Origin of the sequence: Brevibacillus sp. FSL K6-6036 (assembly GCF_037964015.1) — a bacterium.
In the GTDB taxonomy this organism is placed as follows: domain Bacteria; phylum Bacillota; class Bacilli; order Brevibacillales; family Brevibacillaceae; genus Brevibacillus; species Brevibacillus borstelensis.
In genome coordinates this window covers 1,822,490-1,847,876 of sequence record NZ_CP150173.1, presented here as the reverse complement: position 1 = coordinate 1,847,876, position 25,387 = coordinate 1,822,490, and the positions used below count along the sequence as shown (strand labels likewise).

The 25,387-nt window shown below is 51.2% G+C and carries 31 protein-coding genes, 1 tRNA gene and 1 other annotated feature; of the genes, 7 read left to right on the top strand and 25 right to left on the bottom strand.

Features of this window, described 5'->3' with window-relative positions:
• Window positions 1-2: 2 nt before the first annotated feature.
• Window positions 3-302, bottom strand: a binding site (T-box leader).
• A gap of 46 nt (window positions 303-348) precedes the next feature.
• The 16 genes from NST37_RS09225 to NST37_RS09150 all read right to left on the bottom strand — a co-directional run bounded on the left by NST37_RS09225 (window position 349) and on the right by NST37_RS09150 (window position 12,426).
• Window positions 349-1,092, bottom strand: a complete 744-nt coding sequence (locus NST37_RS09225) for a class I SAM-dependent methyltransferase (RefSeq protein ID WP_003390743.1) — start codon at window positions 1,090-1,092, stop codon at window positions 349-351.
• Window positions 1,093-1,097: 5 nt separating this feature from the next.
• Window positions 1,098-1,454, bottom strand: a complete 357-nt coding sequence (gene rsfS / locus NST37_RS09220) for a ribosome silencing factor (protein ID WP_003390745.1) — start codon at window positions 1,452-1,454, stop codon at window positions 1,098-1,100.
• An 11-nt stretch (window positions 1,455-1,465) separates the two neighbouring features.
• Window positions 1,466-2,044 (bottom strand): bis(5'-nucleosyl)-tetraphosphatase (symmetrical) YqeK, encoded by a 579-nt coding sequence (gene yqeK / locus NST37_RS09215; protein ID WP_003390747.1) that lies wholly within the window; start codon window positions 2,042-2,044, stop codon window positions 1,466-1,468.
• Complete coding sequence (locus NST37_RS09210; RefSeq protein ID WP_243014389.1) at window positions 2,028-2,624, bottom strand: nicotinate-nucleotide adenylyltransferase; 597 nt, start codon at window positions 2,622-2,624, stop codon at window positions 2,028-2,030. Before NST37_RS09210 ends, yqeK begins: the two co-directional genes overlap by 17 nt.
• Before the next feature lie 3 nt (window positions 2,625-2,627).
• Window positions 2,628-2,918, bottom strand: coding sequence for a ribosome assembly RNA-binding protein YhbY (gene yhbY, locus NST37_RS09205; protein WP_003390752.1), 291 nt, complete (start codon window positions 2,916-2,918; stop codon window positions 2,628-2,630).
• Window positions 2,919-3,029: 111 nt separating this feature from the next.
• On the bottom strand, window positions 3,030-3,881 hold the full coding sequence (locus tag NST37_RS09200; RefSeq protein WP_003390754.1) for a shikimate dehydrogenase: 852 nt from the start codon (window positions 3,879-3,881) through the stop codon (window positions 3,030-3,032).
• 60 nt (window positions 3,882-3,941) lie between these two features.
• Window positions 3,942-5,060, bottom strand: coding sequence for a ribosome biogenesis GTPase YqeH (yqeH, locus tag NST37_RS09195; RefSeq protein WP_003390756.1), 1,119 nt, complete (start codon window positions 5,058-5,060; stop codon window positions 3,942-3,944).
• Window positions 5,057-5,581, bottom strand: coding sequence for a YqeG family HAD IIIA-type phosphatase (locus NST37_RS09190; protein WP_003390758.1), 525 nt, complete (start codon window positions 5,579-5,581; stop codon window positions 5,057-5,059). Before NST37_RS09190 ends, yqeH begins: the two co-directional genes overlap by 4 nt.
• A 127-nt stretch (window positions 5,582-5,708) precedes the next feature.
• On the bottom strand, window positions 5,709-5,879 hold the full coding sequence (locus NST37_RS09185; protein ID WP_003390760.1) for a hypothetical protein: 171 nt from the start codon (window positions 5,877-5,879) through the stop codon (window positions 5,709-5,711).
• A gap of 55 nt (window positions 5,880-5,934) precedes the next feature.
• Window positions 5,935-6,108 carry a hypothetical protein gene (locus NST37_RS09180; RefSeq protein WP_155808003.1) on the bottom strand — a complete coding sequence of 58 codons (174 nt, stop codon included), beginning with the start codon at window positions 6,106-6,108 and terminating at the stop codon, window positions 5,935-5,937.
• A gap of 102 nt (window positions 6,109-6,210) precedes the next feature.
• Complete coding sequence (locus tag NST37_RS09175) at window positions 6,211-6,396, bottom strand: hypothetical protein (protein WP_003390762.1); 186 nt, start codon at window positions 6,394-6,396, stop codon at window positions 6,211-6,213.
• A 25-nt stretch (window positions 6,397-6,421) separates the two neighbouring features.
• Entirely contained in the window at window positions 6,422-7,474 is a 1,053-nt protein-coding gene (locus NST37_RS09170) for a DNA polymerase IV (RefSeq protein WP_003390764.1), read from the bottom strand.
• A gap of 163 nt (window positions 7,475-7,637) precedes the next feature.
• Entirely contained in the window at window positions 7,638-8,078 is a 441-nt protein-coding gene (locus NST37_RS09165; protein WP_171506872.1) for a peroxiredoxin, read from the bottom strand.
• Between the two features lie 98 nt (window positions 8,079-8,176).
• Complete coding sequence (gene ltrA / locus NST37_RS09160; protein ID WP_024985202.1) at window positions 8,177-9,442, bottom strand: group II intron reverse transcriptase/maturase; 1,266 nt, start codon at window positions 9,440-9,442, stop codon at window positions 8,177-8,179.
• A gap of 596 nt (window positions 9,443-10,038) precedes the next feature.
• On the bottom strand, window positions 10,039-10,773 hold the full coding sequence (locus NST37_RS09155; RefSeq protein WP_003390768.1) for a gamma-glutamyl-gamma-aminobutyrate hydrolase family protein: 735 nt from the start codon (window positions 10,771-10,773) through the stop codon (window positions 10,039-10,041).
• 15 nt (window positions 10,774-10,788) lie between these two features.
• On the bottom strand, window positions 10,789-12,426 hold the full coding sequence (locus NST37_RS09150) for a peptide ABC transporter substrate-binding protein (RefSeq protein ID WP_003390770.1): 1,638 nt from the start codon (window positions 12,424-12,426) through the stop codon (window positions 10,789-10,791).
• Between the two features lie 110 nt (window positions 12,427-12,536).
• On the opposite strand from NST37_RS09150, the gene NST37_RS09145 reads away from it, so the two are divergent.
• Window positions 12,537-13,346, top strand: coding sequence for a serine hydrolase (locus NST37_RS09145; RefSeq protein ID WP_311067613.1), 810 nt, complete (start codon window positions 12,537-12,539; stop codon window positions 13,344-13,346).
• Between the two features lie 108 nt (window positions 13,347-13,454).
• Here NST37_RS09145 and NST37_RS09140 read toward each other — a convergent pair whose 3' ends face one another.
• From NST37_RS09140 to NST37_RS09120, 5 genes are all read right to left on the bottom strand, one after another.
• The gene (locus tag NST37_RS09140) at window positions 13,455-14,009 is read right to left on the bottom strand and encodes an ECF transporter S component (RefSeq protein WP_003390776.1); all 555 of its coding nucleotides are present in this window, start codon (window positions 14,007-14,009) and stop codon (window positions 13,455-13,457) included.
• A 160-nt stretch (window positions 14,010-14,169) separates the two neighbouring features.
• Complete coding sequence (locus NST37_RS09135) at window positions 14,170-15,492, bottom strand: NAD(P)/FAD-dependent oxidoreductase (RefSeq protein WP_332309939.1); 1,323 nt, start codon at window positions 15,490-15,492, stop codon at window positions 14,170-14,172.
• A 233-nt stretch (window positions 15,493-15,725) separates the two neighbouring features.
• Window positions 15,726-16,871 (bottom strand): virulence factor, encoded by a 1,146-nt coding sequence (locus NST37_RS09130; protein ID WP_003390780.1) that lies wholly within the window; start codon window positions 16,869-16,871, stop codon window positions 15,726-15,728.
• Window positions 16,872-16,909: 38 nt separating this feature from the next.
• A complete protein-coding gene (locus NST37_RS09125) occupies window positions 16,910-17,821 on the bottom strand; it encodes a GNAT family N-acetyltransferase (RefSeq protein ID WP_003390782.1) in 912 nt (303 codons plus the stop codon).
• Window positions 17,822-17,841: 20 nt separating this feature from the next.
• Window positions 17,842-18,600, bottom strand: a complete 759-nt coding sequence (locus NST37_RS09120; RefSeq protein ID WP_003390784.1) for a DUF4931 domain-containing protein — start codon at window positions 18,598-18,600, stop codon at window positions 17,842-17,844.
• A 471-nt stretch (window positions 18,601-19,071) separates the two neighbouring features.
• Between NST37_RS09120 and NST37_RS09115 the strand changes: the two genes are divergently transcribed.
• From NST37_RS09115 to NST37_RS09090, 6 genes are all read left to right on the top strand, one after another.
• Window positions 19,072-19,296 carry a hypothetical protein gene (locus NST37_RS09115; RefSeq protein WP_024983697.1) on the top strand — a complete coding sequence of 75 codons (225 nt, stop codon included), beginning with the start codon at window positions 19,072-19,074 and terminating at the stop codon, window positions 19,294-19,296.
• Window positions 19,297-19,383: 87 nt separating this feature from the next.
• The gene (locus tag NST37_RS09110; protein ID WP_003390787.1) at window positions 19,384-19,791 is read left to right on the top strand and encodes a zinc ribbon domain-containing protein; all 408 of its coding nucleotides are present in this window, start codon (window positions 19,384-19,386) and stop codon (window positions 19,789-19,791) included.
• A 75-nt stretch (window positions 19,792-19,866) separates the two neighbouring features.
• Window positions 19,867-20,025 (top strand): hypothetical protein, encoded by a 159-nt coding sequence (locus NST37_RS09105; RefSeq protein ID WP_003390789.1) that lies wholly within the window; start codon window positions 19,867-19,869, stop codon window positions 20,023-20,025.
• A 228-nt stretch (window positions 20,026-20,253) separates the two neighbouring features.
• Window positions 20,254-20,757, top strand: coding sequence for a Gmad2 immunoglobulin-like domain-containing protein (locus NST37_RS09100; RefSeq protein WP_003390791.1), 504 nt, complete (start codon window positions 20,254-20,256; stop codon window positions 20,755-20,757).
• Window positions 20,758-20,952: 195 nt separating this feature from the next.
• Complete coding sequence (locus tag NST37_RS09095; RefSeq protein WP_339186591.1) at window positions 20,953-21,180, top strand: hypothetical protein; 228 nt, start codon at window positions 20,953-20,955, stop codon at window positions 21,178-21,180.
• Between the two features lie 4 nt (window positions 21,181-21,184).
• A complete protein-coding gene (locus NST37_RS09090) occupies window positions 21,185-21,322 on the top strand; it encodes a hypothetical protein (protein WP_161785207.1) in 138 nt (45 codons plus the stop codon).
• Between the two features lie 126 nt (window positions 21,323-21,448).
• Here NST37_RS09090 and NST37_RS09085 read toward each other — a convergent pair whose 3' ends face one another.
• The 4 genes from NST37_RS09085 to NST37_RS09070 form a co-directional block, all read right to left on the bottom strand.
• Window positions 21,449-22,672, bottom strand: a complete 1,224-nt coding sequence (locus NST37_RS09085) for an MFS transporter (protein WP_003390795.1) — start codon at window positions 22,670-22,672, stop codon at window positions 21,449-21,451.
• Complete coding sequence (locus tag NST37_RS09080) at window positions 22,669-23,379, bottom strand: FadR/GntR family transcriptional regulator (RefSeq protein WP_024983694.1); 711 nt, start codon at window positions 23,377-23,379, stop codon at window positions 22,669-22,671. Before NST37_RS09080 ends, NST37_RS09085 begins: the two co-directional genes overlap by 4 nt.
• A gap of 1,046 nt (window positions 23,380-24,425) precedes the next feature.
• Window positions 24,426-24,496: transfer RNA gene (locus tag NST37_RS09075), tRNA-Thr, on the bottom strand.
• A 101-nt stretch (window positions 24,497-24,597) separates the two neighbouring features.
• Entirely contained in the window at window positions 24,598-25,323 is a 726-nt protein-coding gene (locus NST37_RS09070) for an NAD-dependent deacylase (protein ID WP_003390802.1), read from the bottom strand.
• Between the last annotated feature and the right edge of the window lie 64 nt (window positions 25,324-25,387).

The window sequence follows — 25,387 nt, the reverse complement described above, 5'->3', positions numbered from 1 at the left end:
CGAAAAGGGACGAGAGGATTATATACGCTCCCGCGGTACCACCCACATTGGTGAACAGACGGCACACCGATCATCGCTTTGCTTCACAGAAAGCAGAAGTCCTGATGCTTGCAATCATAAGCTCACCCGCTTGAAAAATCCGTATCGTGGATAGACGCTCCCCCTTACGCAACCGCTCCTACTGGACGGTCTTCAGGCAGAGTGCTTCGAGGCGAGTTCGGAAAGGGACGGGTTGACTTTCACCTGCCGTCAACTCTCTTTTGCCGTTTCACTTTCGTACTACTCCTCATCAACGCATTCCTTGTTTGTGGTTGTACTTTCGATTATAGACAATCAATGCCAATGCTGTCAATCTCGCGGACGGCAAGCCGAGAAAAACAAACGCTCACTCGTCTCTTGCGGTGGCTGGCCGCTAAAATCGGCCGTTATTTCCACATCGACAAAGCCGGTCTCCATCAGCCAGCGAGCAAGCTCATATGGCTGATACGCCCTCTGCTCATGCACTTCCTCGATACGTTCGTACAAGCCGTTTTCCTGCCGCAGAAAAAAGGTCAGTTCATGCGCTACCTCGAGCCGCAGCGGATCGCAGAAACATTGCCAAATGTACGAAACTTCCTCTTCGGCCAGAGTAAAGGTCTGGTCTCCAAAACCGTGCAGGATTTTGTATGGACTGTGCACGTCGAACAAAAAGGTCCCGCCTGGATGCAGATGCTCGAAGACGAGAGAAAATGTCCGTTTCACGTCCTCTTCTTCCGTCAAGTAGCTGAGCGAGTCGCAAAAGGACAAGACACTGTCTGTCTTGGGCAATGCCAGTTCGCGCATGTCCTGTTCGACCCATTTGACTTGGGCCTGCTCCCGCCTCATCTTGTCGTACGCTACTGCAAGCATGTCAGCAGACAGATCAACTCCTGTCACCTGATACCCTCTTTTTGCCAGGGGAATGGCGATGCTTCCGGTCCCGCAGCCGAGGTCAATGACTTGACGCGGCTTCCCTTTCCTGGTCCAGACACCCTCTGCCCAATCGAGCCACTGATCGTAAGGGGAGTCGGTCATCAGCCTGTCGTAGACAGCCGCCATTTGCCCGTACGCCATTTACCTCAGCCTTCCTCTCCAAATTGGACGATAGGGGCTTCGGCCCACAGCCGCTCGAGATTGTAAAACTCGCGGTCTTCGCGATGGAATACGTGGATGACGACATCCTCCAGGTCGACAAGCACCCAGCGTCCTTCGTCTGCTCCCTCAATGCCGCGTACCTTGTAACCGTTCTTGTGAGCCTGATCACGGATCTCGGAAACGATTGCTTGTACTTGCCGTTCATTGTTCCCGTGGCAAATCATGAAATAATCCGCAATGACGGACAGCTTGCTGATGTCCATGATGATCAGATTTTCCGCCTTCTTGTCCTCTGCCGCCTTTGCCACCAGTCTTGCCAGGGCTTCTACTGTTTTAACCATGAAACTCCTCCTTATGTATCCAGTCCGGATACGAGATCGTTATATGCCAACAGTGTCAATGGATACACCGTTTTTTTCTGCTGGATCAAATGTTGAATCGTACTGCCGAGAGCTTGCGCCAAAGCTTTATCCAGATCTTGCGACGCCAAGCTGCGAATCGTTTCAACACCGGGAAAGATTCGGTTTGGTTCTATATAGTCTGCCACACAAACGATTTTTTCTAACAGCGTCATCCCGTCCCGGCCCGTTGTATGGTAGCGAACGGCCTGGATGATGTCCGGGTCGGAGACATTCATCTCCGTCTGGATGACGATTGCTCCGGCAAATGAATGCCACAGCTCCTTGTCCCCGTTCAAAAGGTCGGCGGGGAGATCGTGACGAATGAGAACGTCACGCATCCTTTCAACCGGCCAGCATTTGCAGTAGTCGTGCAAAAAACCCGCCAGTTCGGCCTTATCGGGGTCTGCCCCATACTGAAGCGCCAGCTGTCTGGCAGTTTCGGCCACGCCCAGCGTATGCTGATACCGCTTCTCGTGCATTTGGGCGCGGACTTGGCTGAGAAGCGCTTCCCGATCATTCAACCAACTCATATAGTCCGTACTCCTTTATATAACGCTCGACAGCCGGGGGTACGAGGTAACGAATGCTCTTGCCCCGGGCTGCTTTTTCCCGGATCAGTGTCGAAGACAAATCCCACGCCGGCATCTCCACCAAGGTCACAAAATCGCGATATTCACTTTCTATCAGCTCGGCCCCTGGACGCGAAAGACCGATGAACCGCACCATTTTGACCAAGTCGTCTATCCGATACCATTGCCGTAGTGTTTTTACCATATCTCCGCCAATGATAAAAGAAAACTGGCAATCCGGATACATCTCAACGAGACTTCGCATCGTGTCGTAGGTATAGGATGGACCGCCACGTTTGAGCTCTATGTCGATTGCCCGAAAGGCAGGGTGATCCGCCACAGCAAGCTCTACCATCCGCAGCCGATCGCCGGCTGGGGTCAATCCTGCCCGTTCCTTGTGCGGCGGAATATGTGCCGGCATAAACCAGACCTCATCCAGCCCCGCTTGTTCCCTTGCTTGCTCAGCGGCCAGAAGGTGACCGGCATGGATGGGATCAAATGTGCCTCCCATGATTCCGATTTGGATTTTTGACTGTCCCATCGGTTATGGCAGTTTGATTGTTTTGTTCTCCCTGGACTCCTTGTACAGCACGACCGTATGGCCAATGAGCTGCACCAGCTCCGCTTCTGCTCCCGCCGCCAGAGCTTCGGCTACTTCATGCTTGTCGTCCAGATTGTTTTGCAGAATGGCCACCTTGATGAGTTCGCGGACCTCCAGCGCCTCTTTGATTTGATTCGTCATGTTTTCATTGACGCCGCCTTTGCCCACCTGAAAAATCGGGGTAAGGTGATGGGCTTGTGCCCGTAAAAACCGTTTTTGCTTGCCGGTCAGCATGTACATATCTCCTTTTGTGTATATCTGTTGTTCTTGAAGTGCGCTTTCTTTATTTTAACTCATTTGCAGACGCACGACTGATTCTTCCATCATTTATCTGTGCAGCGTGCTTCAGGTCGCTTTGCTTAGCTGCTGCAGGACAATTTCCCGCATCGTCTCAGTTGGAGCCGCTTCTCCTGTCCATAATTCGAAAGCGAGTGCGCCCTGATTGACAAACATGCCGATACCGGAATGAACCTGAGCGCCTCGGGAGCTCGCCGCTTTTAACAGACGCGTCTCCAGAGGGTTGTAGATCAGGTCGCTTACGATCAGTCCGGCATGGAGCCATTCCTCTTGCACCGGCATCTCATCCACTTGCGGATACATGCCGATGGACGTGGTGTTGATCAGCAGGCTCGCATCCTCAATGGCTTCCTTGCCTTCGGCCGGGTCGATGACAGCCGTAGGGACAATCGTTCCTACGTGTTCCGCCAAAAGCGTCGCCCTTTCGCGGGAACGGTTGATAATCCGGATCTCCTTCACCCCTCGCTCCGCCAGCGTAAAAGCGACTGCACGGGCAGCGCCGCCAGCTCCGAGCATGGTCACTGTCTGTTGTTCCAGCGTAATCCCTGTCGTTTCCACCAGTGAGCGTACGTACCCCAGACCATCTGTGTTGTAGCCGACCAAATAGCCATCGCGGTTTACTACTGTGTTCACGGCACCAATGCGCGCTGCAAGCGGATCGATTTCATCAAGCATGGGCATGATCGCCACCTTGTGCGGGATCGTCACATTTACACCCTTTATTCCAAGTGATCGAATCCCTGCCACCGCTTCAGACAGACGCTCGGGAGCCACATCAAAAGCCATGTATACATAGTCCAATCCCGCTTCTGCAAAAGCGGCGTTGTGCATGAGCGGCGATTGCGAATGCGAGACCGGATGACCGAACAAACCAACCAGATGTGTTTTGCTTGTTATCATGAAGCCGTTCCTTCCCCTCTGCTCTCTCTATCTAGCTTATGGCAAGACAGCCAAAACGCGTCAGATCAACGCTTTTCGCATGCCTACACTGACGCCCTTCGGAGCGTGTACGACGACGGATGCCTCTTCTTTACCCTGAAGGCTCACCCAGCCCAAACCCGAAATGACCAGGTCCGTTGTGCCCGTTGGACGAATTTTAAACGAATGTTTGACAAAAGCGGGCAGCTGTTCTGCGGCTTCACGGCCTGTCGGCGGAGCGAGCATTTCCCCGTGGTGCTTCTGAAACACTTCATCGGCATTCTCCAGCTTCGTGCGGTGGATGTATATATCGTTCGTTACATACACAACAAACGGCTGTCGCGTGCCGCGTACAAAATCAATCCGGGCCAAACCGCCGAGGAAGAGGGACTGGCCATCGTTTAATTGATACACTTTTGGATTGATTCGAGAGGTCGGCGTAATTTTCCGCAAGTCTTGCGGTGTCACCATATGGCCGATCTGATCCCGGTTGATAATTCCTGGCGTATCGAAAATAGAACGGCCGTCCTCCAATGGAATCTCAATCTTGTCCAGTGTCGTCCCCGGAAACGGTGATGTCGTAATTTCCAGATCAGCCGATCCGTAATCGTGCAGAATGCGGTTGATCAACGTGGATTTGCCGACATTCGTCACACCGACGATGTAGACGTCCCGTCCCTTGCGCAGTTCCCCGATACGTCCCAAAAGCTCATCGATGTGCAATCCTTTTTGGGCACTTACCAATACGACATCGGCCGGCCTGAGTCCGCGTTCCTTGGCTTCGTGCTGCATCCAGTTGCGGACGCGATTCAAATTGATATTTTGGGGCAAAAGATCCACTTTGTTGCCCACCAGCAATATCGGGTTGTTCCCGACAAAACGAGGCAATCCCCGCAGCCAGGAGCCATGGAAATCAAAAATGTCGACAACCATGACGACGAGACTTTGCGTCGATCCGATCCCATCCAGGATTCGGAGAAAATCGTCATCTCCCATTCCTACAGGAGCTACTTCATTATAATGTTTAATCCGGAAACAGCGTTGGCAAATCACTGTCTCGCGCTTGAGCGCGGAAGCAGGAGCGTATCCCGGCCGCTTTTGATCCTCTGTCTGGATCGCGATGCCGCATCCTGCACATGTCCCCAAGCTTTGCTCCATCATGCTTTTGTCTTCCACGAAATCATTCCCTTTCTACGCATCCAATAAAGAGCCATACGCTCCATCCTGCGGTTGAACCGCGTCCAAAAACCATCCGTCTGGGCTACCGGAACGACGAGGATCGTATGAAATCCAAGCCGGTTGCCGCCCAGCACATCGGTAAACAACTGATCACCGATGACGACCGTCTCCTGAATCTTTACGTTCATCTCGGCAATCGCTTGCATAAATGCCCGGTTGGTCGGTTTGCGGGCCGCAGAGATAAATCGCACACCCAGAGGCGTGCAAAACTTGTCTACCCTCTCGCGGTTATTATTGGATACAACGGTTACCTGAATCCCTTCATCGCGCAAACGCTTCAACCATTGTTCCACTTCCGGCGTTGCATACGGCCTGTCCCACTCCACCAGAGTGTTGTCCAGATCCGTAATGACAGCCTTGATTTTCTTCTCCCGCAGTTGATCTATATCAATATGGTGGATCGACTCCACGTACTGATCTGGCATCAGCTTTTCAAGAAACACGGGGCACCTCCAAGCAGTGTGTACGAGAACCGCGATTTCGGCACCTACTATACCATAATCAGCCACTCCCTTGCAAAAGAAAAAGAAGAGGCCCGCGGCCCCTTCTCGTTTTGCTGCTGCGAATTGGTCAAACCCGGTTGTTGCGCCGTTTTTTTGCAAGAATGGTGACATCGGCCTGATTCGCCGCCAAAGCATTTCCCGTACGTGATTTTGCTGTTGCCGCCTGCGTGATTTTGACAACAATGACGGTATTCTTGCCCACTTTGTACGAGTACGTCCTGACATTGTTCCGTTGCATAGGTAAGCACCTCCTTCAGGAATAGATGTACCGGTACGAATCTACTTCCTACTCCTTACAGAGGGCCATTCGCCGCTCCCTTGACCTTGATGTGGAAAATGCTTGCATCCGCCTGGTTTATCGCTGCTGCATTTCCGAATTGGGATTTGGCTTTTGCAGCTTGCGCGATGAAAACCTTGCTTTTCCCTTTTTTCGGCCACTTTCCGAAGTTATATGCCGCTTTTGCCATGTCTCGTACCCCCTTTCAATCAAAGGATGGTACATACTATGGCGAACCTGTCTGACCCGAAGCCACGTTTCTCCCCTATCATTCGCGTATTTTGCTAGAAACTCAGGCTCTCGTTTCTCTTTGTATCAACCGCTGTACCTGCTCTTTCGGCTCCCAGCATTGAAATTGATAGGTAGGTTTGGTCTCGTAGGTGAGTCGAGAGCATCGATAGACAATGCCGCCTGCTTCCTTTTCCACGCGAAAGTGAACGCAGGTGGCGCAGCAATGAAACCGGTTTACGCCTGTCATTTTGTATTCTCCTCTCGACTGAACCTCACCATTGCATATTCCATGAAAACAGGCTGAGTTGCTCGTACCTTTCTTCATCGGGCGATGCAAAATTGGAAAAACCGACGCCGACCAGCCGGACACCCGGGCTATAATCAAAGGCATCCAGGAGTTCTTCCAACAGATCTCTCCATGCTGCACCGTACTCTTTTTTCCGCTGCTTGCTTCTGATCGTAAAATCAGCAAACTTGATTTTCAGCGTGATCGTCCGGGGGATGACACCCTCATCTTGTATATCCTGCTCAACCTCCTGCAAAAGCGAGAAGGCTACCGAGGCGATCTCGTCACGCTGGTACAAATCATAGGCGAGTGTCGTCTCCCTGCTTAAAGACTTGGGCGAGCGCTCTGTTACGATTTCCCTGTCGTCCTCTCCGCGTGCTCGAAAATACAAAGCATGACCAAGTTTCCCCAGCATATTCACAGCTTCCTCCAAGGAAAGCCGCCAAAAATCCTCAACCGTGCGAATTTCTTTTTTCGCAAGAAGCTCCTGCGTTTTTTTACCGACACCGTGCAGTGTTCCGATCGGCAAATTCCGGAGAACATCAAGCGATTGCTCGGGACGAATCACCACGAATGCATCCGGCTTCTTCAGATCACTGGCAATTTTGGCGAGTGACATATTATAGGAAAGACCGACACTGCAAGTAAGACCGGTTTCCCGGCGAATCCGCCGTTTGATCTCCTTGGCGATCGGAACGGCATTTTCATATCCGGATACGTCGAGATACGCTTCGTCGAGCCCAACTGTCTGATAGCGGTCCGTAAAGGAGGAAAAGATGGCACGAATCTCTGCCGACTTCTCCACGTACCGCTCGTAGCGGACAGGCAGAAAAATCCCCTGAGGACATTTTTTCCGCGCCAATGCGACCGGCATCGCCGAACGAACACCATATTTTCTGGCTTCATAGCTGCACGTCGAGACAACTCCCCGATTGCTCATGCCGCCTACAATAACCGGCAGGCCGCGATATTCGGGCCTGTCGAGCTGTTCTACACTGGCAAAAAACGCATCGATATCGACATGTAAAATTTTTTTCATCGATATGACCACCAAACATACATTCTCATCCCTATTATCGCCGCTTCTTTGACCGGTTGCAAGCATGCGTTCCTTCCTGCCTGCCTCGCTCCTTTATTGCCAGCGTCTCGGCGTTCCCTCTATCCTCGTTACTATTCAAGGTGCCCATAGTCACTGTGGTCGATTACGAGATATGGTTCATAACCTGGAGCAGTTCCGTTACTGCAGGATTTCCTTTTCTCGCATAGGCAATCATTCCGTGCTTATCAATGATGTATACAATCCGTTGTTGGAATAAAAATCCGAGAACCTTTCCTACCCCGTATGCTTTTCGTATGGCATGGTCCCCGTCGGCAATCAAGGGAAAATCGTATCCGAACTTGCCTGAAAAAGCCCGGTGGCTCGTCAGGTCGGCCGGATTGATTCCGATAACAACCGCATCAGCCGCTTCCAGATCACTGTACCGATCGCGGATCGCGCATAGCTGCTTTGTGCAGACAGGCGTGTCATCTCCCGGATAAAAAATGAGGACTATTTTTTTCTTTCCGATAAACGTTTGAAGGTCGATCCGCCCCTTTGTGCTCTCGGCAGCAAACAAAGGCGCTTTCGTTCCGACTGTCAGCATCGCGACACCCCCACTCCAGTATACCAGAATCGAGTAGGAGGGGGCGACTAACCCCCGTCCTCTCACACCACCGTACGTACCGTTCGGTATACGGCGGTTCACCAAGCTTGACGAATTTGAGAATATCGTTGCACTAAGCTTTTCAGCCCTTGTTGTTGCCAGTAGGCAATGCCGAGGGCTTTGTGTATATGCGGAGATTTTGTGGTACGCCATGCACCCTTGCGGGTATTTGCAATTTCAATGGCTTTTACGTGAGATATGCCAAGAGAGCGAAGTTCTCGATATCTGGTTCTCACGCGTTTCCACTGCATCCACAAACAAAGACGGAGCCTGCGCCTTGTCCATTCCTCAATGGATTGTAGAATGCCCTTCGCGTCTGCAAGGGCGAAATATCCAATCCAGCCCATGAGGTACTGATTTATTCTTTCAATCCGCTTCTCCATCGAGATGCTCCACACCGGATTCGTGATCGTGCGGATTTTCTCTTTTAGCTTGAGGAGGGATTTGGGGTGGATGCGAATCCTTGTCTGTTTTGCAAAGGTAAAACTAAAGCCCAAGAATTTTCGTTTCCATGGTCGGTCTATCGCGCTTTTCTCCTCATTTACTTTTAGCCTTAGTACCTTCTCCAAGTGGTTTTGAATACTCTTCTTTACTCGTTCCCCTGCCCGTTTTGTTTTCACGTAGATATTACAATCGTCTGCGTAGCGGCAGAAACGGTGGCCTCTCTTTTCGAGTTCCTTGTCCAAATCATCAAGTAGGATATTTGCCAAAAGTGGGCTTAACGGCCCACCTTGCGGTGTTCCTTCACTTGATGTTGTACAGACGCCATTTATCATGATCCCCGCATTCAAGTAGGAACGAATCAGTCTTAAAATTCTCTTGTCCTGAACTTTTCGAGCCACACGGCTCATTAGAATATCATGATTTACGCGATCAAAGAATTTCTCTAGATCGATGTCCACCACGAAACGATATCCTTCGGAGATATACGCTTGCGCTTTCCTTACTGCCATGTGAGCGCTACGTTTTGGACGGAACCCATAGCTAGATTCCGAGAAGGTGGGGTCGAAGATCGGCGTTAACACTTGGAGGATGGCCTGCTGAATAAAGCGGTCTACCACGGTGGGAATGCCTAATAACCTTACACCACCGTCAGGTTTCGGGATTTCGACTCTGCGAACAGGTGAAGGTCTATAGGTTCCCCTTTCCATCTTCTCGCGGATGGCTTGCCAGTGTTCACGTAGATAATCGCGTAGTTGTTCGGTTGAAACACCATCGACTCCACCGACACCTTTGTTTTCCTCCACTCGTTGGAGTGCCATCCGTAAGTTTTCCCGTGATAAGACTTTTTCCAGCAAATCCATAATGATGTTCCTTCCTTCGCACATGCGGACTCCGTGCTTGCTGTACGATACTCAGCCCTCTTTTGTACCCTCGGGGCTTCACCCCTGCTCTTCAAAAGTAGTTCCTTGACAGAATTCTGCTTCGACGTACCGTATCAAAAGACATGGATCGCATGCTGACTTGATGTTCGGCCCTTCCCCATTCAAGCGTCCTCTACTCGGGTACTATGGCCTCTGCTGACTTCTGCATGTTCAGCGTCTCCTTACGGAGACGGTTACCAACAGTTGAAGGCGTTTCATGCAGACCTCCCCAGGTAAGAACGATAACTTTCATCCCATGTACCTGCCCAAGTTTACTACTGTATCCCTTGGCTGTATGGGGCTTTGTCTTGTTTGGCAGACTCGCCCGGATACAACAGCCTCAAATTGGGTTCGTGTACCTCAGGTCGGGATTTTGCCGCCGGCTTCCTTCAGATTCGACCTCGCGGTCGACACCCTTGCCTTGAGCTAACGGTTGGTACAGCCAACCCCCGTTCGGGACTTTCACCCTATAGCTATCGCCCATGCTGGGCGCACCAAAAAGACCGCCCCCCATAAAATGGGAGAGCGGTCCTTTTTTACAGCGATTGCATTTTCAATTGCTTGCATTTGCCCACAAAGGCTTCCGCTATTTTCAGCATATTGTCATCATGGGCCCACATCCGCTCTGGATGCCATTGCAGCCCTACATGCAGCCCGTCGAGGCTCTCGATAGCCTCAATCACCCCGTCAGCCGCGACTCCTGTCGCCCGAAACCCGGGAGCTACGTCTTTCACCGCCTGATGGTGGGAAGTATTGACGAGAATCTCTGTTTTGCCCAGCGCCTCTGCGACGACGCCTGGTTGCAGTGTCACTTTGTGCGCTCCGTATTGGCGGGAACCTTTTTGAGCGTGCTGGAACGCGCCCGGCACCTGACTCGGAATATCCTGTATCAAAGTTCCGCCTGCGGCCACATTGAGAATCTGCATGCCGCGGCAAATACCGAGGATAGGCTTTTTCATTTCCAGCGCCAGTCTGATCACTTCCAGCTCTGCCAGGTCCCTCTCGTACTCTACCTCACCCAAACCTTGCAACGGCTCTTCCCCGTACAAATGCGGTGCCGGATCATCTCCACCCGTCAGGATCAAACCGTCCAGCGATTCAATCATGGCCCGAAAAGGAGCATCCTTCACTGTCAAGAGCGGAAAAATGTACGGAACGCCGCCAGTACGGGCTACGCCGTCCACATATCCGGAGCCGACATAGAAATACTGATCAAGGTTGTTGTTTGGAAAGAACATCTTGGTACACGCCACGCCAATAATCGGTTGCACGAAAGTCACTCCCTGCTATTTCTTTTCATTCGATGCGTATTTGAAGTCGATGAAGCCCAATGCGTCAATGACGACATCTTTTACACTGTCCTGCTTTACCCATGTGTACGTGAAGTAGTAGATCGGCAAGGCGGGCATTTCATCCATTACAATGGCATCGGCCCTCTTCAGGCTCACGTTGCGTTTGGCTTCGTCTCCTTCTGTGGCGGACTTAGCCAGCATATCAAGGAACTCCTTGTGTTCCCATTTGGACGTGTTCAGACCGCCTTTGAACACTTCCAGGAAGTTGATCGGATCGTTAAAGTCGCCAATCCAGCTCGCCCGGCCGATATCGAAGTTGCCCGCTTTCATCTGTTCACGGTGAACCTTGTTCTCTTTGTTTACCAGCTTCACTTCGATGCCGAACGCTTTTCTCCACTGATCCTGAATAACCGTCGCAATGCGTTGGTTCACTTCTGTCGTATTGTAGGCGAGGGTCAACTCAGGCAGCTCGCTGATACCGAGCTCCTTCATGCCCTGTGCCAACAGTTCTTTTGCCTTTTCAACATCGTTGTCCTTAAAGTAGCCTTCCGGTTTGAAGGCCATCGTCGGAGGCAGGATGCCCAGGGCAGGCGTGCTCTTGTACGGAACGACGCTGTCGGCAATTTCCTGGCGGTTAACGGCGTAAGCGAACGCCTGACGAATGTGCTTGTTGTTGAACGGAGGCTTCGTCGTGTTGAAGATGTACCAGTACGTTCCAGCGGTCGCCTGCGACTGCATTTTGCCGGAGTCCTTCAAGGAATCGAGCGCGTCGAGCGGCAGGTCGCCCAGCGGAGAACCCGCCCAGTCGAGCTCGCCCTTTTCAAACATCGCCAGTTCGGTATTGGCGTCCTCGATCATGTTGACGGTCAGCTTGGACAGCTTCACACGATCTTTATCCCAATAGTTTTCATTTTTTTCCAATTCGATCAAAGATTTGTGCTCCCACTTCTTGAGGACGAACGGCCCATTCCCTATGTAGGTTTCAGGTTTTGCCGCCCAATCCTTGTTGCCCTCGACAACTTTTTTGTTTACAGGAAAGTAGGTGACGGAGGCCACAAGCTGCGGGAAAAACGGAGCCGGGTTTTCCAGGGTGACTACCAATGTTTTCTCATCCGCAGCTTTGACGCCAACATCCTCCGCTTTTGCCTTTTTGGCATTGTACGCCTCGCCGTTTTTCAGGTAGTACATCTGATAGGCGTAGCCGGATGCTGTCTCGGGGTTGAGAACGCGCTTCCAGGCGTACTCGAAGTCATGGGCCGTCACAGGGTCGCCGTTGGACCATTTTGAATCACGCAGATGGAAGGTGTAGGTCAGGCCATCCGGGGAAACCTCGTATTTTTCCGCGACCGATTCCTTGATCTTGCCGTCTACGTCAAGACGAAGCAAACCGTCAAAAGCGGCGCGGGTAATCGACATGGAAGGAATGTCCTCAGCCAAGCCCGGATCGATTGTATTTGGTTCTCCCGTATTCAGGTTGATCCGCATCTCCTGTGGTGCTGCTGCTTGTTCTTGTGCTGCCGGTGTCTCCGCAGGCTTTTGTTCTGCAGGCTGACTCGCTTGTCCCCCACAGCCCGCAAAGGCCAGACTGCTTAGCATCACAAAACAGAGCGACATCTTTTGAAGCGCTTTCATGGAAAACCCCCTCTTGAAACTTTTTTTCTTGATTATACGATGCATGATTAAATAATATTATCTTACGAAAATTTTGTCTACAACTATGTAAAGTGATAAAGGAGCTGGTCATGATGTTAGCGTCATTGGAAAATGCTCTCAGCACATTGCTTGAGAAGAGTGGCGGGCAGTGGGGAATCTACCTCGAAGATTTACAGACAAACGAAATCTGGGGCAAGGGTCATGATGACCGCTTTTACGCCGCCAGCGTAATCAAAGTCCCGATCATGGCCGCTGTGTTTGCTGAAGCCTACGCAGGCAAGTTTGCTCTCGAAGACAAACTGACTCTCAGACAAGAGGATCAGGTCGGCGGAGCAGGCATTCTGCAGCATATGACGCCAGGCACAAAGTGGAGCATTTACGATCTGACAACCCTGATGATCATTCAGAGTGACAACACGGCAACCAATATGCTCATCGATCTTGTCGGGGCTGAGGCGATCCGTTCTGTCATGAACAAAACAGGAATGGTCAACAGCCAGTTTCACAACAAGCTGATGATCGTCCCTGCGGAGCTGGAAGGCTACAATGAGGTGACCGCGGCAGATCTTGGCAGCCACCTTCGCCATTTGGCTACAGGAAAAATCATCTCGTACAACAGTTGCCTCCACATGATCAACATCATGAAAAGACAGCAGCATCGCGACCGCATCCCCTATCACCTGCCTGATCCGGACGGCGATGTGATCGGCATGCTGCCGAAATGGGAGCTGGCCAATAAAACAGGGACAGTCACTCGAACGACTCATGACATCGGAGTGATGTACATCGGCAACCGGGCAGTGACGATCTGCTTGTTATCCAAAAATATCGAGACCGTCGCAGCCAATGACGTGATGGCGCAAATCGGCCGGATGGTATACGATCTGTATACGAAGTAGAAAAAAGGCCTGTCCGTTGTTTTGGACGGGCCTTGCTCATACAGTCGGGTCCTGTACGTTCGGGTCCCATACCTAGGGTCCATGCATTCGGTCCCTTATGAGCTCCATTCACCCGTTTGCACTGAAGTTCGCTGCCTTCCGCTTGACGATTGCAGTGACGATCGGAAGACCCATCAACACGATCCAAAGTGAATTGACTCCTGCAGGTACAACTGCCCAGTAAAAAATAGAGACATCCGGTTTCCCTGTCAGGATGTCCATTCCTGCAGCTCCGACGAGACCGATCAGATTGCCCGCGATTCCCCACAATGCCATCCAGACGTAATGGCTTAGCGAAACTTTTCCATTCCTCAGATCAAATTCCTTATGTAAATAGGCAAAGCCCGAGAACAGCCCGATGACGCCATTGCCAATAATCCAGCTCATCCACAATTGCCCGGAGAGAACATCTGACAGGAGAGTTCCCAAGGCACCGAACAGGAAGCCTGTCAGCGGGCCAAAGCAGGCTCCTATAATCGTAAGAATGACGATGGCCGGCCGCAAACTGCTGCCTGCTATCGGAATATAGTCGGTGATATAACTGAGGAAGCCGTAAAGTACAACTCCCATTCCGATTACTCTGACTTTTTCGCCCTTTCTTGCGGCGGCAGGACAGATGTCCATCTTGGTGGCTCCTTTTTGTAGTCTCTGGACATCCTCAACATAGCATCCGAAAGCCCCGCTGTCAAAACGGAATATTCTGGATATGCTTATTCTATATAGACAAAGGAAAAGGCGTCCTTCCTTTGCAGGAAAAACGCCTTAATGGGCATCGATGCTGTCTCTATTTGGAAAGGATCAGCTTGCTTACTTCGTACGCGCTGGAGAAAGACAGCTCGGACAATTGTCCTTGGCCTTCACACCAGTCACCCGCAAAAAACAGGTTGCGGTAATCTGGCAAGCTGATTGGCAGCGCCTCCTGGTTCATCGTCCACTTGATTTCCTGGACGACGGCACGGGTGGAAACGCGGGGCACCACGAGTTCCTCCCGCCAGCCTGGGAAGTGCTTGTCGTACAGTTGTTCAATCTCTTGCTTGCGCTGCTCGACGACTTCTTTCACGCCGACTTCGGACTGACGCAGATAGGCGGTCGCCTGCAGTAGCTGTCCGCCCTCTGGGACGCAGGTCTTGTCGTAATACGAAATATCCGTAATAAAAATGTTGTTTTGCTTGTCATAAATATAGGTGTAAGGGACATCGATACGCTGCTTGAGACCGATATCATACACGACGACAACCGTCGGCTCGTATGTTGCATACTGTGCGATAGCATGCTCCAGCTTTGTATCCTTAAACACCTTTGTCATTTCTTTTGGAGGGATGCAGCTGATGAATTCATCTCCGGTAAATTCAGCTTCCGGTGTGACAGCGGCAACCACTTTGTCATTTTCGACACGGAAGGATTCGACCTTTGTTTTGGTCATGATCGTGCCGTTGTTGGCTTCGATGACACGGACAAATTCCTCGATCAACGCCTGCCACCCGCCTCCGATGTAGGCAACCGGCTTATTCGTCGTAAAGATCCGACGATAGTAGGTGAAGAACACATCAGACGGAATTTTTTCCGGCTCACGGGTAAAGAAGTTGGAGGATGCCAATGTCAGCATCATTTCCTTTACTTCCTCACTTACATTTTGCTTCTCCATCCACTTCTGGATCGACAGGTGCGGGTGACCCGTCTCCATTTTCAACATGGTTTTCAAGATTTCAAAGGTAAACAGAACTTTGTCAAATCCCTTGACCAGCTTCGTACGGAACAATCCCTGCACATTTGCGGGAACCGCTGTCAAATCGTCCCCCAAATCATAACGGGCTTTATTCGGATTGAAATCCTGCCAATCAATGTTCAAACCCAATTCTTTTTCAAACGTTTTCAAAACCGATGTGTCACGCCCGTAAATGGCATGTGCACCGAAGTTAAAGTTAAAGCCTTTGATCTTCAGCGTGACGGCACGGCCGCCCAGGGCTCCGCGCTCGAGAAGCACTACCTTTTTGCCCTTGGAAGACAGATAGGCTGCAGCAGAAAGACCGGCGAGCCCCCCGCCAACGATGACGACGTCATAGTGGTTCGTTGTCATAACAATCTCCCTTACATACTCACGATGTATGAAACCTCAATCATCCTATAGGATAAGGGATGTACAAGGTAGAAGTCAACCATAAATGAACTGTGTCTATTGTTATACTGATGATACCATTTTTTGGCTTTTCCGTTTCCCCTCGCTCTTCCTTCTGTTTCCTGTCAACCTATCTTATTATGACCATAAAAGCATGACAATTACCCCTGCCTGCACTCATCGTTCCGTAGTGATCGACAGGGGTAAAAATTCAAGTTCTCGTCTCAGGAGCCTTGTTGTTCGTTTCTTCTCGTCATCTGCTGCCAAACTGTACCGCTCGCCGCTTCTCCGCGCTCGATGCGCTCAACAGCCATTTGAATTTGCAGACGAACCTCAAATTCCGGATCGTCCTGGGCCGCCCGCAGAGCTTCCAGCGCCGAGTCGTCGCCTACCTCGTACAGGAAACGGGCTGCACGCCAGCGTACGAGCTTGTTCGGGTCCTTCAGGGCTTCGCACATCGCTTCACTTGCTCTCGGGTCCCCCAGATCGGACAAAGTATCTCCTGCCGTCCTGCGAACAGATACAGAGGGGTCACGGAGCGCTTCGTAGAGCAAAGGAAACACCTCATCGCCTCCCACCATTCCCAGGTAGACGACTGCCAGCCGACGGATGGAGCCCTTTTCGTCATGAAGCGCCTTTCTCAGAACAGGCAAATCTTCGGCAGTCGGCTCCATGCGATCCAGCGCAGCATACCGCTTTTGCCAATCAGGATCATCGAGCATCTCCAGCGTGACGACTTTCTTGACCCGCTCGGGCTGGGGCGGGGCTTCTCCCACTCCAAGCTGCAGCGCCTGTTGAACAAGCTCTTCCACCCGTTCTGGCGGATACGCCGCATCCACCTCGCTGGCCACTTCTTCCCCGATCTCGCGCAAATCGCCGTAGCGAACGTCTTGCTCTACCCATTTGCGCTCCATGATTACATTCGGTGAAGCGGAACCCGCCTTCATGGCCGCCGCTCCGAATCGTTCGGGCAAGGCGGCGCGTATCTGCTCGGTTCCCATCGTTACTTTTACCTGCATGGGAATGCCGCGGAACATCTGGATGTACACCTGCGCTTCTCCCCACGCTTCCCCGGACTCTTCATTCGTCCAGGCTGGCATGGAGGTCTCCGCCCCCGCTCCGAAAACCTCCCGGGCATGGGTCAAAATTTGCTGCCAGTCTGCTTGCGATTTTCGTTCCAAGGCATAGAAATCAGCCGTATGAAAAATCGAGGTCACGCCTTCAATCGCCAGTAGCTGCTTCACCAATTCCGGCATTTGCGCCCCGGACTGCTTGTTGTATACCCGCTGAACGCCGTCAGGCAAGCGCTCGTCCACATTCAGCTTCATGACATTTGGACTGGGTGTCGGTTCTATCGACAACAGTTTCATGCCGAGTCACTCCTTTTGTTGCCTATTCTCTCGTACCGCTATGGTACCATGTCCGCGGCGTCCATGCCATTTTTGAAGTGCAGCGGGAACCTGTAGTAATCATTGGCCGATTTGACCCGGAATCCGCAAGACTCATAGAGAGACAGGGCATTGCTGTTTTCCGTGGCTACCTCCAGGATCATTTTGGGAAAGCCCTCGTCAGACAACAGGGCAATTGTTTTTGCCAACGCTTCTTTACCATACCCTTTTCGCTGATGATCAGGGTGAACGGCAAACCCGTAGATAAAAGCATGCTTCGGCTGACGGGAAACGCTAATCCTGCCAATCGGCTCGTTTTGGTCATGCGTGATCAAATAATTGGTCTGGGCAGGGTCTTGTCCCATATGCTCGAACATCTCTCTGGCGAGTGTCTCCTCCAACTGAAACCCTGCCATGCTAAGTTGAATCAAAATCTCCTTATCGTCTGGGGTTGAAGCCCTGAGCTGAATTCGCCCATCCTGTTTCGGCAATTCTTCGCCTGACTCCTCCCGCTCCATCCAATACTCGGAATACTCATACCGCGCAGCCACTTTCTCCATATACCCTTTTCCTGTTTTGGACCCGCGCTGGACAATAAACAACAGCTCTGGAATTTTGCGCAACCGGCATTCTTCTTCCATCAGCCACTGCAAATGCCGGAATATCCCCTTTCCCCGGTAATCGGGGTGCACCATGCCGGTTGCCTCCGCTTCTCCCTGATGGAAAACGTGCAGCCCTCCGTATCCGACGAGCTTCCCGCGGTCATAGCAAAAAAAATCGTTGGTGTCGGTACCCGGACGCTTTTCCAGCATGTCGAAATTCAGCTTCAGATTGATCTGTTCGAAGCCATTGCAGACTGCTGCCAATCCCCGGATATGGTCCAATTCCTCGGCTGTCGGTTTTGCTTTGGTGACATATGTAAAGGCTGTCATTCATACTCTCCCTTTCGTTCCTAAAAATAGTGGCGCCGCAGCTCCTGCACGACCTCCTCCAGATTGTTTCCCACCTGAGGAATGCCATAGCCGACATAGAGCGGCGAAGCGACAAAGCGCGGGACAACCTTGACGATTATCTGCCCGTCCCATTGGTAAAAAAACAAATTGTAGCTTTGGCAGATGCGGTTTACGTGATGAAGGATCCAATGTGTCAAAATTTGGATATAGTCCGCCATCCTGTTTAAGCTTCCCGACTCAGACAAAATCACATTGTATTCAAAAAATCCCGCGCGCGGCTTCGTCGAGAGATTGCACGTAACCCCCGCATCCCGATCGATGACAATCCCCTCGAAATGCTCTCCCTCCACATCTTTCAGGTAATCGTAATGTTTCAACCCGACGATTTGCATATGCGGGTGGCGGATGCTCCCCCCGGAATAAGGGCCATGGTTTTTAAAAAACAGTACAGAGCGATAGGAGCCGCTCTCCGTCATCTCCAGCCATTTTTCCACGCCAAATGCAAACAGGGCATACAGGTGGTCCTTTTCATAGACGGACAGTTCGCTGTCACATTGACTCGTCTCGATCACCAGCGTTTGAGTGGCATCCTGCAAAACCGGGTATTTGTTTTTTAGCCAGATCATTTCTCCTCTTTGCTCCAGAATACCGTCCAGCTCATCCGGAAAGCAGAAGGGACAAGCCGCCTGCCGGTTCCTGATGTTCTCCGGCTTTTGTCGGCCGATGTGCATATCAAAATGCAGATGCGTCTGCGACATTTACTCGGGTCCTCCTTCAACGATTTGTCCTTCCTGAACAATTCCCTATCGAAAAAGTCCATTCCTTCTTTGCCGGACACTTGCCCTCACTCTACAAAAGTAATTAACTCACTCTACTCTATACGTATTCCAGGTGAGGACCACCGCGCATTCAACGGATAGTATGAAAAGGCAAGGACAACTGCAACTAAACGAAGAGGCCACACTCCAGAAGCGAGATCCAGCCAGACTAACCGAGACGCCCAAGCTTTCACTCACAGCACCTGCGGATACTTTCTTTATGCTCATTGATTTGCCGTAGCCGAACCAGCTTGCAATCTCATTCAGGGAGCAACCCCTTCAAAACAGAAAAAAGGATCACTTTCCCTCAAAAATGGGTGCAGTGATCTTTTTTTATCTCATTTTAATCCGTTACACTTACGGAAGTGACTTCGAAAAAGGAGTTGGCCGTTCATGGAGAAAGCGCAGTTCATGGAAAAATCGTTTTACTACCCGGTCAGTTGGCTCGAAGCCCAGCAGTATAAATATCAACTGGATCAAGAGGGGATTCCCTACTCGATACAGTCCCCGCTTGACCTTCCTGTGCTCGAGGAAGGCAAACTGGCAATTGTCTTTCCCTCCATTCCTCTGCGGGTTTACGTTTGGGTACGCTCATTGTTTTACCGGGATGGTCTCCGCTATCCAGACTTTTCGTGAAGGCATGGTTTGAGCATCCATACAGAAGCGTGACAGCCCGCCTTGATTTTTTTATGATAGTGGTATGCAGTAAAGGTGGTGAATCCTTTGAAAAGTATAAAACCCGGCCGCGGCCCTTCCGCCATGGGGGCAGCTGGAAGCATTTTCGCCGTAATCTTCGGTATATTTTGGACCATCATGGCATTTGTCATCACGCAGGACTCCCCTTTTCCCGTAGTGGGCATAATCTTCCCTGCCTTTGGCCTTTTATTTATCGGGATGGGAATCGCACAAGCCGTCTACCATTACAAAAACGCGACAGGCAAAGAGCGAATGTCCTTGTTTGACATTACGGATTCCAGAGAAGAAGGCGACCCGTTACACCGCCATTTCAGCTCTACATCCTCTGTATCGGAGCAGAATACTGGACGATTTTGCCCCTACTGCGGAGAACCAGTCGAAGCCGAGTACCGCTTTTGTCCCAAATGCGGGAAAAGCATGCCTTCCTCCGGTTAATCTTTAGCCCTCTTCCTGATTCCCGAATAACCCCTCTTCCTTCTTGTCATTCTAAGGAAGAAGGAGGGAGCATCCATGGATTCTCACAAGACCCGTCCGGAAGTGGAGCCATCCGTCGCTCCGGGAATGAACACACATGATCAGTTGGAAGAAAAAGCATCTGAGCAGGAGGTAAACAGCGGCGACTCTACCACTGTTACCCGTCTCTTCCTCGACCGAACACCGGATGAATAGATGCGATATATGCTGGAATGCGACATGTTCGCCCATCAGATTTCGCTTCGCGATCTGCTGTGCTATAATGGATGCGGCGAAGTCTTGGCTCCCTCACGCAGGGAGCTATTTTTTTGAGGAATGGATGGTTTCCTCTCTTTTACAAAACAATTATAATGTAACGGATAACCTGTCTTCTTCGTCCTATAGTGACAACAGATTTTTCAACGACACAACTGGAGGGTAAGCATGAAGAAACTTCTGTCAATCCTACTGATAGCCGTGTTGCTGCAAGGCTGCACTTCTTCCAAAGAGACGCCTTCGACTGGCACACCGGCGCAACCCCCTGCCACAGAACAACCGGCACAGCAGCCTTCTGACTCCGTTCAACCGGAAACGCCGCAGCCTGGCACTTCGACTCAGCCAACAGACGATCAAGATAAAAATGACGAGACGTACAAAAACGATATTTTTCAAGTGGCCTCTGTAGAAAAAACGGGCGAAGACACCTTTACGATAAAAGGCAAGGCTCGCGTGTTCGAAGGCAACTTTCAATATGTAGTAGAGGATGGTCACAACGAGCTGACCAAAGGAAACGTCCAAACCTCGGCAGGGGCTCCTGAATGGGGAGATTTCGAATTCACAGTCAAGGTAAAGAAAGACCAGCCCAATTCGACCTTGACTCTGGTTTTGTTTGAATCCAGCCCCAAGGACGGGAGCCGGAGAATGGAATTGCCCATTGCCCTGCCCTAAAGAAGTGACCGGATACGGCATGATCTGACCCAATGAAACCCGCCGCGAAATCAACGGCGGGTTTTCGCTTACGTTTATCTATTTTTCCCGCTCACCGTGAAACCGTGTCCCTCACGGAAACCGTTGTGTTTTTCCGCGAAACGGCAACTTAATAGTTGCTCCCCTCTCCGGCATATACTAGCGTTGAGGAGTGTGATGATGTTGGAAAACAAATCCGTCTACTACGTAACCAGTTGGGATGATGCCGCTGTCTATACACGGGCATTGGAAGCCATGAATATTCCGCACGCTGTGGAATCTCCCGGCAGCCCGCTCGATCTCAGTGAAGGCCAGCTGGCGATTGTCTTGCCACATTTGCCTGCCAGGACCCATTCCAAGGTTCGCGAGCTGTTCCAGGGCGAGGGCGAGAGGTATCCGGATTAAGAAGATGACTGGTGTACTCATCGCCGCGGGCATCATCGGCTCATTTCTTTTGTCCGGTTATTTCATGACCAAATGGGAAAACGAGGTGTTCCCGGGCAATCAAGACACACAAGCAGACAACGAAGAAAAGTCCGTCAAATGACAGAAAGCATGGTCACATACGAGACTGCTTCGGACCGAAGTCCTTGCAGACGGCATGCGGACCATGCTTTCCTGTTTCTTGATATTGGCGCAGCTTTGCTACTTGCATTCGCTTCTCTTGCTGCGGTCAGGAAGCCGCGCTTTTTTCGGCGGAGGTGAGATACACATTCTTGCCAGCCCCCAAGCCGACCAGGAATAGCAAGAAGGCTACGATGAGCAGCAGGAAGAGCGGCATCGTCCAGCCTTGTGTCACGTCATGGATAAAGCCAAAAAGAGTCGGGCCGAGCGCAGCCAGCAGGTACCCGACCGATTGGGCCATCCCGGACAGCTCAGCCGCTTCGGCCGCACTGCGTGTACGCAGCGAGAAAAACATGACTGCCAAGCTGAAGCTGCAGCCGCCAGCGATACCGATCAGAATAATCCAGAGCGGCATGAGCACCGTATTTCCAGCCAGCAAACCCGCGTACCCTATGAACATGCATCCTGTCGTTATGGCCACGAGCAGACGCTGATTGGATACTCTCCCTGCAAGCACTGGCATCAGGAAGCTGCCAGGCAGACTGGCGAATTGCATCAGGAACAGCATCCACCCCGCAGCAGAAGGACTTACACCTTGATCCTGAAGAATCTGCGGAATCCATGCTATCCCCACATAAAACACCAAGGACTGCAGCCCCATAAACAGTGTCACTTTCCACGCAAGCGGAGATTTCCAAATTGCCCCTGCAGTCGAACCCGCTCTAACCGAAACTGCCGTTTGTGCGTTTTTGCGCAGCTGTGGCACCCATACGGCCAATGCGATAAAAGCCAAAATGGCCCAGCAGATGAGCGAGCCTTGCCACCCGAACGAAAGACCGTGAGCAATCGGGATGCTCACCCCCGAAGCGATGGCAGCGAACAAATTCATCGCCATGGAGTAAGCACCGGTCATCACTCCTACCTTTTGCGGAAAATCCCGCTTGATCAAGCTTGGGATCAGCACATTGCCGAGAGCGATAGCCAAGCCGAGCAAGGCGGTCCCGATAAAAAGCAGCCAGACCGAGTGGAGGGAGCGGAGAACGATTCCTGTCAGCAGGACAAGCAGGCTGTACATAATCGTCTGTTCCATCCCGAACCGCCGCGATATTTTCGGGGCGAGCGGTGAAAGCAGGGCAAACGCGAGCAGCGGCAGGGTGGTCAGCAGACCGGCGACTGTATTGCTAATGCCGGTATGATCGCGTATCTCCCCAATGATAGGACCGACAGCCGTTATCGGTGCCCGCAGATTGGTGGCAACAAGTATAATCCCGAAGGCGAGCAGCCATATGCCGGCCCGTGCTCCTTCACGGGATAAAGCTTGATCTGTATTCATTTTGCATCTCCCCGTTCTTGATCCTCGAAAGCCTGCTGCGCTGCTTCAATATGAGCCCGGACAGCGAGTATTGCCTCTTCCGGTCTGCCCGCGACAATCGCATCTATCAGCTCTCTGTGGATTTTTTTATGCAGGGCGAGTCGCTTGGACGCAGCCGAGAAAACCACTTTGTCTACCGTCTCTCCAATGGACTGCTGGATCGACTCAGTCATGTGCTCATAAAGCTCCAACAGGATGCTGTTGTGCGCTGCTTTTACGATAGACATGTGAAGCTGCACGTCTGCTTCAATATAGGTCTGGGCGTTATCGGCTACCTCGCTTGCAGTCAACCAGGTCTTCATGGCTTCCACGTCTTCCGGCGTTCTCCTGAGCGCAGCAAGGCGGGCGGCATCCTGCTCCAGTGCAGAACGCACCTCCAGCGTTTCTGTCAAGGCAGAGCGCTGAAACCGACGCTGCAGAGCAGCACCCAGTTCACTGGAAGAGCAAACATAGGTGCCGTCTCCCTGTCTTGTTTCCAGCATACCTGTATGCACCAAGGCCCTGACGGCTTCCCGTACCGTGTTGCGGCTGACCCCCAACTGATTGACCAGCTCCGGCTCTGGCGGAATTCGCGTGCCAACCGGCCAGTCCCCTGACTGGATCAGGGAATAGATCTGTGCTACAACCTGCTCCACCAGTGTCATTCTCCCTGCCTGTTTTAATTTCATAATTCTCACTCACCACCAAACGTAGGATGATTGGATGTTTTTGATTATAACATAGGCGAATGGTGTGTCAACCCATCAACTCTTTTGAAAATAGGATTATAGACCCTTGCTCCCGTTATTAAAGATGGGCTTTTTTAAAATTTTTTACAAAAGTTACAGGAAAACAGTAAAAAAGACCTACCCTTCTGACGATAAAGGTAGTAGACGCTTTTTCATTTTTCACCTGACCAATGATTGGTCAGGCTTTTTTTCTGTTCCACAAAAAATCCCCCGTCCATGCATTCGTCCGGGGGCCTATACCTATTCCTTTTAGCTCCTGCTACAAACCAATTCGCGGTTATATCATGCACTCGTTTTCTGATATCACCAAAGGGATTCCGTTCTCCCCAAAAATACGTACTACGCGGATATATTGATGTACAGGGAGGTCCGGGAACATAAATGCAATTTCGCCGCTCGGAAAAGACGTGACGATGTGCGGGATGGAATCGGGTATCTTGGCCAGCTCGCGCCGAAAAGCAGCGGCCTTTCTCCACGGTACTTTAAAATAGAAGGAAGGACGAATCACGGGCAAACACGCTCCTTATTTGTTTCATTTCTGTATCGGAGAGTGCCGGGGCATCGAATATATGAAAAAAGCTGCGATATCGAGCTATAGGCATGATAATTTTGACGGGACTTTTGTATTACTTTTGCTCTCTGTTTCATTCATGAATAGCTTCTTACACCAATGCTCTGTATCTTCCGTTTACTTTGCAATACCTACAAAATGAGACTCCTCTTTTCCGTTGCGGACCAATTCACAAACGATCGCACTATGATTGGACAAAATTTTCCATGCCAGTAGCAACTCATTTTCGTTTGTCCTGTTGTGGCATTTTTTACATGCCGATCAACCCTTCGATCAGAGGCCAAATTAACACTATTTGCGTTTCCCTGCCAATGAAATAGAAAAAGCCCCTTCCATTTGCCCGTAAAAGACAATGAAAGAGGCGATTATGTATCGGATAAAAACGTCGATATGGCGAGCATTTGATGAAAAATGATGCCCCCACGCGGAATCGAACCACGAACTGATCATTACGAGTGATCTGTTATACCGTTTAACTATAGGGGCAGGTTCAAGACAGTTTCTCTTTTTCTGCCTGGTAAAATAATACCCAGCCGTTTTACAAAAATTATTCTAGTAAAAAGAAGGCTAAAAATCAAGAGGAAATTTTAATGTTTCCACTCGATTTCAGCCTTCCGCAAAACGTCGCCAATCGGCGCATCTTGTATCAACAGATCGGCAATACCGTCGAGATGGGTAGCATCCCGATTGATAATGACCAGCTTCGCCCCTCTTGCTTTCGCCTGCTCTGGAAACCAGTTGGCCGGACTTACGGCAAGCGATGAGCCCAGTACAAGGAACAGGTCTGCCCGCTCTGTCCATTCCACCGCTTGTGCAAAGGCGGCTTCCGGAAGCGATTCTCCAAACAGCACGACAGAAGGACGCAAAAACCCGCCGCACTCGCACGCAGTCCCCCCCTGATCCAAATAGCGGGCAGACTCGTATTTGTTTGTACAGCGCATGCAGGTAAGCGTGGCTAGTGTCCCGTGGAGCTCCGCAACACGCCGGCTGCCGGCACGCTGATGAAAGCCGTCCACATTTTGCGTAATGATCCCCTTGATCTGTCCCCGCCGTTCCCATTCGGCCAAAATCACATGCCCCTGGTGAGGCTTACACGACAGAAGCCCTTCCACTCTCATCCGGTAAAAGGAGACAAATTCCTCCCGATTGTTGCGAAGAGCATCTGTGCTGGCGAGTCTTGCCGGGTCTTTTCCCTGCCACCATCCCGTCCGTGCAGAACGGAAATCAGGCAGTCCGCTTTCCGTTGACATCCCGGCTCCCGTGAAAACGATGGCGTGGCGGGCATCCTTGAGCAGCTTGTTCAATTCGTCCAAAGCCTTCCCCTCCTCTCACGAATGCATACAATTGTTCATATTTTATAGGAAGTCAACGACAAAG